Annotated in this window: 5 protein-coding genes and 1 tRNA gene; all 6 read right to left on the bottom strand. The window is 61.4% G+C overall.

What is annotated here, in order from left to right; translation table 11 throughout:
- Window positions 1-441: 441 nt before the first annotated feature.
- Window positions 442-518 (bottom strand) — tRNA-Arg (locus FJ222_10620).
- 16 nt (window positions 519-534) lie between these two features.
- Window positions 535-3027: a response regulator gene (locus FJ222_10615; protein MBM4164874.1), complete on the bottom strand. Its 2493-nt coding sequence runs from the start codon at window positions 3025-3027 to the stop codon at window positions 535-537.
- Window positions 2993-5992: a response regulator gene (locus tag FJ222_10610; GenBank protein ID MBM4164873.1), complete on the bottom strand. Its 3000-nt coding sequence runs from the start codon at window positions 5990-5992 to the stop codon at window positions 2993-2995. The genes FJ222_10615 and FJ222_10610 overlap by 35 nt, the downstream gene beginning before the upstream one ends.
- Entirely contained in the window at window positions 5979-6845 is an 867-nt protein-coding gene (locus tag FJ222_10605; GenBank protein ID MBM4164872.1) for a protein-glutamate O-methyltransferase CheR, read from the bottom strand. The genes FJ222_10610 and FJ222_10605 overlap by 14 nt, the downstream gene beginning before the upstream one ends.
- Before the next feature lie 271 nt (window positions 6846-7116).
- Entirely contained in the window at window positions 7117-7431 is a 315-nt protein-coding gene (locus tag FJ222_10600; protein MBM4164871.1) for a hypothetical protein, read from the bottom strand.
- Between the two features lie 80 nt (window positions 7432-7511).
- On the bottom strand, window positions 7512-8276 hold the full coding sequence (locus FJ222_10595; GenBank protein MBM4164870.1) for a hypothetical protein: 765 nt from the start codon (window positions 8274-8276) through the stop codon (window positions 7512-7514).
- Between the last annotated feature and the right edge of the window lie 778 nt (window positions 8277-9054).

Raw genomic sequence — 9054 nt, 5'->3', positions numbered from 1 at the left:
CGCTGATGACGACCGGCCAAATCTCATCGCTCATTCCCGAACGATGGGTGCGCCAGGCATCAACTCTTCCCGCTGGTTGACCCGGTCCTCGCCGCCCGGCAGACATGCGGTTGGTGAGACGCTTACGGTCCCCCGGCCCATTCTTCCGGGCGTGATTGAGCGCCCTTCAGAACGGGCCATTCACATCCGGCAGCTTGGCGATGGCAAGACCACTCCTTACGGGCGGCTTGACCGGTGAGCGGATACCGGTTTTAATCATTCCGTGCTCCCGATTGACCGAACCCCGAACATGCCGAAGGGGGGGGTGATGTAAAAGTGATGTAACTTGTGACCAAAAAAAGGTGTAAAACAGGGGTTTTCGGGGACCAGGAGGAGAGGCGGAAAATAGGGGGTAAAAGGCCAAAAAGTGGCAAGAAGCCTAATAAAACAAGGGTTTTTAAGTGGTGCGCCCGGCAGGATTTGAACCTGCAACCTCCTGATCCGAAGTCAGGAGCTCTGTCCAATTGAGCTACGGGCGCAAAAAATAGTCCACGATCATCGTGGAGCAACGGGTGACGAGGGGTGTGTCGGTTTGGCGTCGAGCACATCGCGCACTTTGCGGGCAAGCTCGTCGCGTGTGAACGGTTTGGAGAGGAATGCGCTGACGGCATCGCTGAGTTCGTTCTTGGCGATGGCGGTGGCGGCGTAGCCGGAGATGAAGAGCACCTTCGTGGCGGGGCGCGTCTCGACCAGCTTCAGGGCCAGGTCCCGGCCGTTCATGCCGGGCATGGCGATATCGGTGAGCAGCAGATGGATGGGGCCAGCATGCTGCGCCGCCATGTGGAGCGCGACTTCCGGGCCGTCGGCCGTCAGCACGGTGTAACCGAAATGCTTGAGCAGCAGCGTCACAATGGTCCGCACGCCTATTTCGTCATCGACCAAAAGAATCGTTTCGGTGCCCCCGAGACTGGCCGGGGCGGCCGTTTTCTTCGCCTTGTCGGTGGCATCGCTCCCGAGACGCGGCAGGTAGATGCGGAAGGTCGTTCCCTGGCCCGTTTCGCTGTAGACGTTGATGAATCCCCGGTTCTGTTTGACGATGCCGTACACCATGGCCAGCCCCAGGCCCGTGCCTTCGCCCGCGCTCTTGGTGGTGAAGAACGGCTCGAAGATATGAGCCTGAACATCCTTCTCCATGCCGCAGCCGTCGTCGCTGACCCTGCATAGGACATAGTCTCCAGGAACGGCGTTAGGCTGCCGAAAGCAATAGGCCTCGTCGATCGATTGATTAACGGTTTCAATGGTGATCGTGCCAGCACCGGTGATGGCGTCCCGGGCATTGATGCAGAGGTTGGCAAGCAATTGGTCAATCTGGCTGGGATCCATCTTGACCGGCCACAGGGCGCCGCCCGGCAACCAGGTCAGGTTGATGTTTTCGCCAACCAGGTGCCGCAGCATCTTGAGCGATGTGGAGATCGCATCGTTGAGGTCCAGCACGCGTGGCGTGATGGTCTGTTTCCGGGCGAAGGTCAGCAACTGCTTGGTCAGATCGGCCGCGCGCCGCGCGCCGCGCAGAATCTCCTCAAGATCTTCACGAACCGGGTGGTCCGGAGGCACCCGTCCCAGCGCCAGCTCGGCAAACCCCATGACGCTCTGGAGCATGTTGTTAAAATCGTGCGCCACGCCGCCCGCCAGATGGCCGATCGCCTCCATCTTCTGGGCCTGGCGCAGTTGATTTTCAAGTGCGGCCTCGTTCGTAACATCGCGTTTGGTGGCGACATAGTTGACGAGCTTGCTCGTGGCGTCAAGCACGGGCGAGATGGTGGCATCCTCCTCAAAGAGCACGCCGTCTTTCCGTCTGTTGATGAGGTGGCCCCTCCACACGCGACCGGCGGTCAGCGTGGCCCACATCTGACGGTAGAACTCCGCATCGTGTTCGCCGCTTTTGAGGATGCGCGAATTCTGACCGACAGCCTCCTCGGGGGAGTATCCGGTAATTTTTTCAAAGGCCGGATTCACATAGACAATGGTGCCGTCCGGTTCCGTGATGACAATCGCCTCATCCGCCTGCCCGACCGCCATCGCGAGACGGGCATGGGCTTCCGTCGTCCGCTTCTGCGTGGTGATGTCCTGGATCGTGCCGAGCATTCTCGTGGGTTTCCCATGAGCATCGAACTCCAGTCTCCCCAGGCCATGCACCCAGCGCTCAGACTGGTCGTCAAGCCGGATGATGCGATAGTCCCGGTCGAATGGGAGGCCTTTGCCCAACACTTCTTTTTCAAAGTAGTCAACCATCATGGTGCGGTCGTCGGGGTGTATCAGGTCTGTCCATCCCGCGATGGTGTGCGCGTAGTTCCGGTCGATTCCGAATACCTCGTCCAGTGTGGACGAACTCGTCCACACGCCGGTAGGCAGATCCAGAACATAGCTGCCCAGACTGGCGATGTTCTGCGACTCCCGGAGCAGCCGCTCGCTGTCCCGCAGCACGTTCTCCGTATGCTTGTGCGCTTCGTTCTCCGTGCGCAAATCGTTCAGCGTGTGCAGCAGGGAAAGCTGGCTCTGCTGGAGGGCTTTCGTGCGCTCCGAGACCAGAACGGCCAGCCGCTCTTTTTCATCCCTAAGCCTGAGCGTGGCGGCCTTGATTTGGGCCATGGCGTAGACCTCGGCGACCAGTTCCTGCTCATTCAGTGGTTTGGCCAGAAAGCCCTCAGCGCCGCTCTCCAGCGCCTTGATTCGGCTGGCGCGGTCGGTTCTCAGCGCGGTCAGGAAGACGACCGGAATCGAACGCATCCGTTCGTCGGCCTTCAAACGGCGGCAGATCTCGTACCCATCCATGTCGGGGATGACGATATCGAGCAGAATGACGTCCGGGTCTTCGGCCAGGGCCAGTTCGATGCCGCGGGAACCGCTCAAAGCGGTCAACAGCGTGCATGCGGGCAGGGAGTCCTTCATGACCGCCCGCAGCGTCGTCAGATTGTCGGCTTGATCGTCAATGGCCAGTATTTTAAGACGGGGTTTATCCATGGTGGACCTCGTAATCAAGCGCGTCATCAAGCATTTTTTTCAAGAGCTCAGCGTCCAGTGGTTTGGAGATATAGCCGTCGAACCCGTGGGCCAGAATCGTCTCCCGGTCGCCTTTCATCGCGCTGGCGGTGGCGGCGATCACCGGGGTGTGGCGCAGCGACTCGTCGGCCCGGATGGCCGCCAGCGCCTCCAGGCCATCCATCACCGGCAGCGAGACATCCATGAGAATGACATCCGGCCGGTGCGTGCGCGCCTGTTCAAGGCCCTCCCTGCCGTCCAGCGCCTCGATGATCTGGTAGCGATCTTCGAGCAGCGCTCTGGCCGTACACAGGTTGTCCCGATTGTCCTCGACGAGCAGGACCATGGGTTTGCCGGGGCGCGCGGGACGGCGGCGGCGCGATGTCAGGACCGGTGCCGCGGGAGGCGCCGCAACCATCCGGGCCACGGCCGACAGCAAACCGGCTTTATTGATGTCGCCCTTGGTTATCAGTTGCTGGACATGGTTGCTGGTGAGGAAACTCAGCTCCTCGCGGGTCACGTGCTTGGCCGTCAGGATGAGAACCGGCAGGTGCGCGGTCTGCTCCTTTTCGCGAACCGCTTTGAGCACCTGGAACCCGTCCACATCCGGCATCATCAGGTCGAGAATCATGGCGGCAGGGGGGGCTAGCGCGATCTGATCGAGCGCCAACTGGCCCGTGCGGGCCACCAGTACCTGATAGCCCTCGGATGTCAAAAGATCGGTCAACTGAAGGATGGCGGATTCATTGTCTTCCACCACCAGAATACGCTGACCCTGTCCGGGAATCGGCGCAGAGCCTGCGGGGGGCGCGAGAGAAATGCGTTCGACCGCCTCCGTCCGGGCGGCCGTGTCCGGCCAGATTCGGGTGCCATCGGCGGGACATTCCAGCGGCAGCCAGAGGGTAAAGACGGAGCCCTGGCCCGGCGCGCTTTCCACCGTGATGCGGCCGCCGATCAACTGGGCGTGTTCCTTCGCGATGGCCAAGCCCAGTCCTGCGCCTCCATATTTCCGCGAGGCGCTGTTATCGGCTTGGCGGAAGGCCTCAAAGAGGTGAGGGATCTGGTCGGCCTCAATGCCGATGCCGGTGTCGGACACGTCAATCCGCATCTCCGAATGCCGCACTGCAGCGCTGATGGCGACCTGTCCCCGCTCGGTAAATTTGAGGGCGTTGCCGACGAGATTTTGCAGGATGTGCCGCAGCTTGTCGGTATCGGAGGTGATCACCGGCAGGTCGCCGGGCACGTGATTGAGCAGCGCGATATTCTTGTTGATCGCCTGCTGCGCCAGCATCTCGACCAGTTCGCAGACCAGTTCGCGGACGGAGCAGCGGCCGACGCTGACCTCCGTGTGGCCCGCCTCGATGCGCGAGAGATCGAGTATGGCGTTGATCAGCGCGAGCAGGTTCTTGCCGTTGCGCTCGATGATTTCGATGTAGCCGTATTCCTCTGCGGGAATGGCGTCGGCGAGCCGGCGGTGGAGCACGCCCGACAGGGCGATCACCGAATTGAGCGGGGTGCGCAACTCGTGGCTCATGTTGGAGAGAAAGGCGCTCTTCAACCGGTTGGACTCGTCCAGTTGGCGCTTCTGCATGTCCAGCTCGGCATTCTGCCTCGTCAACTCGGCCGCCTGCGCCAAGAGCTCCCGTTTCTGCGCATCCAGCTCGTGGTTCTGCTGGTCGAGCCGCCTGGCGAGTTCCTGGGTTGCTCGGAACGTCAACACGCCGTTGACGCGGACGGTCAGCATCCGCCACACGTCGTTCACCAGCCGGAGGGCTGTCGCCTCGTAGGCCTGGACGCTGGCCAGGGAGACCACCGCCGAGACCGTATGTTCGGTCAGCACGGGGATGGTCAGGATTGCCCGCGGCCGAAGATCCCCGTTCGCTGTGGCCAAGGAAAAGCGGGTCTCCGCCGGAATGTTGACGATGTGCTCAATCCGGTGTGAGGCCAGGGCGGCTCCGAGTTCGCCCTCCAGCTCTGCGGCGGAAAAGGTGGCGCGCCCGCAAGCCCCCAGACCGATGGAATCGAAAAGATGGAAGGTGGTTTTGGCGTCATTCAGAAAATACACCGCGCCCATCTGCGAACCGGTATGCTGAAGCAGCGTCTTGAGCAGTTCGCGGCAGAACGCATGCGCGTCATCATTCCTGAGCATGACGTCGGCGAGCTCGGCCGCTTGTGTGCGGATCTTCATTTCGGTCTCGATCTGGTCCGCCAGCGCGTTGAACGATGCCGCCAGCGTGCCGAACTCGTTGGCCGAGGCATAGCCGCAGCGCGCGTCAAGCGTGCCCTGTCGGAACGCGGTCGTTGCCGTGGTGAGGGCGGCGAGCGGGCCCTTGACGCCCGAGAGCAACCGCCGGGCAATGATTCCGAACAGCAGTAGAATGACGGTGACGAGTCCGATGAGTTGCCGGTGGATGAGGACGGTCTGCGCCGTCGCCGCATCGTAGAATTCATCGGCTTTGTAGAGGGCGATGTTGTTGACCTTCTGAAGCCGACTTCTGACGATCTCCCCCTGAACGGCTTGGACCCCGCCGGGCCGGATGCGGGCCTCGGCTTCGGCGGTCTTTCCCGCCTGAAGCATCCGGATGGTCTCGTCGCGCAGAACCTTCCAACGCAGGAACGCCTCCTCAAGGGTAGCGATATCCTTGCGCGGCCCGAGGTGCCGGTCATACAGAATGGGAAATAGCTGCCCGGCTTCGCTATTTTTGATTTCCAGCATCTGCCTGGATGCCTCGAATTGTGGGTGGTCCTGGGCCAGGAACAGGTCGCGCACGTGCAACGACATGCTCTCGACATCAGCCTCCAGTCGGCCCAGGGCCCGACTGACGATGAGCGAATGATCGTAGAGTTCCCGGGTCTGAAGGTGGAATTCGTTCGTCTGGATCCAGGCGCTGACGCCGATTACGACAACGAAAAGCAGAATGACGCCCAGGCCGAGGCTCAGTTGCGCGCCGATCGTATGGTCATTCAGTTTCATAGTATCCTGCCGCCTTTCTGAAAACCGCCGTCGGTGGCGCGACGGCGTGCAGCCCGTGATGGTTGGCGACAAACTCCCGTTCCACCTCGTCGGCCACAAGGTAGCCGCCGGGGGCGAGGGCGCGGCCAAGCTTGTCCAGCATCCGCTGCCGGATGTCCGCCCGGTAATAGAACAGCACGTTGCAACAGAAAATCAGGTCGAAGTTACCGTAGAGGCTGGCCTGCGGACACGCCGAGCGCTCATCCAGCAGGTCGTGGATGGAAAAATCCACGTGCGCGTGAAGCCGGGGCGCGACGACGTAGGTTTCGCCTGCTGCGGAAAAATGGGCCAGCAAGTGTTTCAACCGGACATTCTGAACCGCACTGGAGTCGTACACCCCCCGCCGGGCCTCAGCAAGCGCGGCCGCAGAAACATCGGTGGCGATGATCCGGAACGGTTGCGGCCGTTCCCGTGCGACGGCCAGATCCGCCAGCAGCATGGCAATGGACCAGACTTCCTGCCCGGTGGCGCAGCCAACCGACCAGACGCGGATTTCGCTCCGTCCGGCCGCCTGCTGGGTCGAGGTGCTCAGCGCAGGCAGAATATGCTGCTCAAGCAGGGCAAAGGTGAGCGGATTACGAAAGAACTCGCTGTGGTGAATGCGCAGGGATTGGACGAGCACCTCGGCTTCAGCCCGGTTTTCCGCCAGGCATTCGCCATAGGCGTCCATGGTCTGGATGCCGGTTTCCGCAAGCCGCTCGCTGATCGTCTTCCAGAGAAAAGACGTGTCGTATTCTGAGATGCGCAGCCCCGTCCGCTCCATGATCTGAACGATCACATCCGTCTGAACGTTGATCTGCGATCCTTGCGGCATCACGCATCCTCTCCGATGATTGACTCAGTATTCGGCTGACCGGCTCGATGAGACGGCCGTCATTGTCGCAGGGTGTTTGTGTCTGGTCAAGGGACAAACTCCAGGGTGGGCGGGACGCCCGCGCTCCCAGGAAAGCGCCGAAACGGGAATGTGCCCGTCTATGACCCTGCGGCGGGGCGCGTCATCGGCGCGAGGTACCAGCCGCCAGCGCGCGGTGCGCGGCGGGGCGCCATTCGGGACGGGCCTACCCCCGCTCCACCCCGAGTCCCTCTTATTTGCCCCGTCTCTCGATTCGGGGCAACTCGCCTCCGCTCATCTCGTACCGACGTCGGGGCATCGGCAAGGAGTTGGCGTAGTCAACCCACCTTCTTGCCCACCGCATCGGCTTGTACGCTCCTTTCGGACCTTCGACCTTTCCATCCGCGGTGATCTTCTTGATGGCGTCCTGGATACGTTGGCTCAATTCCCGACGTTCACGCCGGCGGCGCAGGATGCCGCGGATAACGCCGGCGACCATCAAGGACGGCACACCGATCAACGTTGCCATCACCGCCGTGACCTTGATTGCCTCTCCTAGCGTCATCATTTTCTCCTTCCGTCATCATTCTCGAAGAGACAATCAGAAGGCCCGTCCCTGTGGACCCTACTTGTTGGCTGGCGGGCCATTCACCTCTGCCGACACGGAATCACGTCGATACGGTTCGTCGTGCCGGAGTAGGCGTAATCCCGCTCGTCGTAGCCGAAGAACCGGGATTCGGAGATGTACTTGGCCCGGGCGTCGAAGCAGCCTCCTCCCAGCGTGATCCAGACGACGCGCTTGCGGCCGAAGGGCGGCGTACGGTCCAGCGTCATGAGCGTTTCGCCATCGCCGTGAAGTTCGAGACTGCCCCCCTGTAGATGCACGTTCTTGCTGATCAGAAACGGCACGATCATCCGTGTGTTTTGCCCCACCCGCGCCACATGCCAGGCGCAGTACCGATCGCTGAACTCCTCCACCGTAGGCGCATTTGGCACGCCGGCACCGGACAGCATGTCCGGATTGAGATCGGGCACGATCCGTTCTTCAGGGACATTTACGGGCACGGCCTGCCGTGGGTCGCCGGTGTAATTTTTCGCTGACATCAGGTAGCGGAAGTACTGCGCGGCCGACTGCCACTGCATGGGCTGAGGCGGGTTGCCATACTGCACATCGTCCGGCCAGACCGGCGGCAACCCCTGCGCTTCGCGTTCGTTGTTGGCGATAAGGATGGCGGCCCAAACCCCGCGGCCACGATTCTTGAGATCGATGGCACGTGCTTGCGCGACAGCGTCATCCACGGGCGGGCGGAGTGCGATCAGCATCAGAACCACCAAGCCGACGGCCGACACGACCAACGGAATGAGACACCCTGACTTTCCCCGGCTCCGTTTTCCACCTGACGTCTCGTTCATGGCGTGTCTCCCGCTCTAGCGATTGATTATCCGACTTTCGAACCAACCCGATCAAGCGCCTCTTTCTGTAGGCCCTCGTCAAAAACTAGCGGCCATCCACACTCTGAGCCGAATGCGAAAGGTTTTTGGGTGAGACGCATTGTTCGCCTTGATGCTTCCGAAATCGCCTTCGAGCCCTGATCTGTCTCGCCCATTGAATAAAAGGCAGAGTCCACAGTAAGAGAATCCCCATTGTGCCAAAGATCTGACCTTGATCGCCTTGCGGCCACATACCAAAAATGAAGGCAATAATGAAGGGAAAACAGAGTGCCATGAGCGCCACAGTAAAACCAGTTGGCTCTACGGGGACATTACATCTTCGGCATACGGGTGCGTGGAAAGGTTTGGGGACATAATCAGCCAGTGGGAACCAGTAGTCCCCGCACTTCGGACAGAACTTTGACGAGCGTGTTCTCATTCAGCCTGCCTAGGGACGGGCCTTCCCCAACTCAACCCAGCTTGCCTAGGGACGGGCCTTCCCCAACTCAACCCGGCGCAGACGGGCGAAACCCACCCCGCCATGTCAAAAAGGGTACAGATAACGGGTGGGCGGGTCAAGCGGAATGAAAGGGAACGCGCGCGGCGGGGCGCATCCCCGTTTCACTGACCTGCGATCGCCCGCCGCTACCGCACCGGTCGGCGCGTGAGCGGGTAGAGCGGGATCTACGAGACCGCTCACACCGTCTGCGCGGTCCGATACGTCCCGCGCCACCGCTGCCGCGTCGGCCGGGGCGCTAGC

The organism is Lentisphaerota bacterium (assembly GCA_016873675.1).
Taxonomy (GTDB): domain Bacteria; phylum Verrucomicrobiota; class Kiritimatiellia; order RFP12; family JAAYNR01; genus VGWG01.
This window is presented reverse-complemented; position numbering and strand designations above follow the sequence as displayed.

Excerpts from the sequence above, each read along its gene's own strand:
- FJ222_10610 (MBM4164873.1), bottom strand. The coding sequence starts at position 5,992 with ATGAAACTGAATGACCATACGATCGGCGCGCAACTGAGCCTCGGCCTG.
- FJ222_10605 (MBM4164872.1), bottom strand. The coding sequence starts at position 6,845 with ATGCCGCAAGGATCGCAGATCAACGTTCAGACGGATGTGATCGTTCAG.
- FJ222_10615 (MBM4164874.1), bottom strand. The coding sequence starts at position 3,027 with ATGACGCGCTTGATTACGAGGTCCACCATGGATAAACCCCGTCTTAAA.
- FJ222_10600 (MBM4164871.1), bottom strand. The coding sequence starts at position 7,431 with ATGATGACGCTAGGAGAGGCAATCAAGGTCACGGCGGTGATGGCAACG.
- FJ222_10595 (MBM4164870.1), bottom strand. The coding sequence starts at position 8,276 with ATGAACGAGACGTCAGGTGGAAAACGGAGCCGGGGAAAGTCAGGGTGT.